Here is a 2,495-nt window from a genome sequence, read left to right as displayed (position 1 = left end):
AACACAGTGGACGCGAGCAACTGAGGACAAGCCCTCGGCCTATTAGTACCAGTCAACTCCACCCGTTACCAGGCTTCCATATCTGGCCTATCAACCCAGTCGTCTACTGGGAGCCTTACCCCATCAAGTGGGTGGGAGTCCTCATCTCGAAGCAGGCTTCCCGCTTAGATGCTTTCAGCGGTTATCCCTCCCGAACGTAGCCAACCAGCCATGCCCTTGGCAGAACAACTGGCACACCAGAGGTTCGTCCGTCCCGGTCCTCTCGTACTAGGGACAGCCCTTCTCAAGACTCCTACGCGCACAGCGGATAGGGACCGAACTGTCTCACGACGTTCTAAACCCAGCTCGCGTACCGCTTTAATGGGCGAACAGCCCAACCCTTGGGACCGACTCCAGCCCCAGGATGCGACGAGCCGACATCGAGGTGCCAAACCATCCCGTCGATATGGACTCTTGGGGAAGATCAGCCTGTTATCCCCGGGGTACCTTTTATCCGTTGAGCGACGGCGCTTCCACAAGCCACCGCCGGATCACTAGTCCCGACTTTCGTCCCTGCTCGACCCGTCGGTCTCACAGTCAAGCTCCCTTGTGCACTTACACTCAACACCTGATTACCAACCAGGCTGAGGGAACCTTTGGGCGCCTCCGTTACCCTTTAGGAGGCAACCGCCCCAGTTAAACTACCCATCAGACACTGTCCCTGATCCGGATCACGGACCCAGGTTAGACATCCAGCACGACCAGACTGGTATTTCAACGACGACTCCACACGAACTGGCGTCCATGCTTCAAAGTCTCCCAGCTATCCTACACAAGCCGAACCGAACACCAATATCAAACTGTAGTAAAGGTCCCGGGGTCTTTCCGTCCTGCTGCGCGAAACGAGCATCTTTACTCGTAGTGCAATTTCACCGGGCCTATGGTTGAGACAGTCGAGAAGTCGTTACGCCATTCGTGCAGGTCGGAACTTACCCGACAAGGAATTTCGCTACCTTAGGATGGTTATAGTTACCACCGCCGTTTACTGGCGCTTAAGTTCTCAGCTTCGCCCGGACGAATCCAAGCTAACCGGTCCCCTTAACGTTCCAGCACCGGGCAGGCGTCAGTCCGTATACATCGCCTTACGGCTTCGCACGGACCTGTGTTTTTAGTAAACAGTCGCTTCTCGCTGGTCTCTGCGGCCACCCCCAGCTCACGGAGTAAATCCGATCACCAGAAATGGCCCCCCTTCTCCCGAAGTTACGGGGGCATTTTGCCGAGTTCCTTAACCATAGTTCACCCGAACGCCTCGGTATTCTCTACCTGACCACCTGAGTCGGTTTAGGGTACGGGCCGCCATGAAACTCGCTAGAGGCTTTTCTCGACAGCATAGGATCATCCACTTCACCACAATCGGCTCGGCATCAGGTCTCAGCCACACGTGCGACGGATTTACCTACCGCACGGCCTACACCCTTACCCCGGGACAACCACCGCCCGGGCTGGACTACCTTCCTGCGTCACCCCATCACTCACCTACTAACCGCTTGGGCCGGCGGCTCCACCACTTTCCATCCCCCGAAGGGTCCGGAACGGCTTCACGGCCTTAGCATCACGATGCTCGATGTTTGACGCTCCACAGCGGGTACCGGAATATCAACCGGTTATCCATCGACTACGCCTGTCGGCCTCGCCTTAGGTCCCGACTTACCCTGGGCAGATCAGCTTGACCCAGGAACCCTTAGTCAATCGGCGCACACGTTTCCCACGTGTGTATCGCTACTCATGCCTGCATTCTCACTCGTCAACCGTCCACAACTCGCTTACACGGCTGCTTCACCCGGCAGACGACGCTCCCCTACCCATCACAGCCTCCGTTGGGAGTATTTGCTGCAATGACACGACTTCGGCGGTACGCTTGAGCCCCGCTACATTGTCGGCGCGGAATCACTAGACCAGTGAGCTATTACGCACTCTTTCAAGGGTGGCTGCTTCTAAGCCAACCTCCTGGTTGTCTCTGCGACTCCACATCCTTTCCCACTTAGCGTACGCTTAGGGGCCTTAGTCGATGCTCTGGGCTGTTTCCCTCTCGACCATGGAGCTTATCCCCCACAGTCTCACTGCCGCGCTCTCACTTACCGGCATTCGGAGTTTGGCTAAGGTCAGTAACCCGGTAGGGCCCATCGCCTATCCAGTGCTCTACCTCCGGCAAGAAACACACGACGCTGCACCTAAATGCATTTCGGGGAGAACCAGCTATCACGGAGTTTGATTGGCCTTTCACCCCTAACCACAGGTCATCCCCCAGGTTTTCAACCCTGGTGGGTTCGGTCCTCCACGAAGTCTTACCTCCGCTTCAACCTGCCCATGGCTAGATCACTCCGCTTCGGGTCTTGAGCGTGCTACTCAACCGCCCTGTTCGGACTCGCTTTCGCTACGGCTACCCCACCCGGGTTAACCTCGCAACACACCGCAAACTCGCAGGCTCATTCTTCAAAAGGCACGCAGTCACGAGA

1 rRNA gene is annotated in these 2,495 nt (G+C 56.8%); it reads right to left on the bottom strand.

Annotated features, from left to right (window positions below):
• Positions 1 to 22: 22 nt before the first annotated feature.
• A 23S ribosomal RNA gene (locus tag ACY1JF_RS31815) occupies positions 23 to 2,495 on the bottom strand; the annotation flags it as partial.

The organism is Streptomyces sp. SYSU D01066-1 (assembly GCF_054956795.1).
The sequence above is the reverse complement of the archived record's forward strand: the minus strand, read 5'-3'. Positions and strand labels throughout refer to the sequence as shown.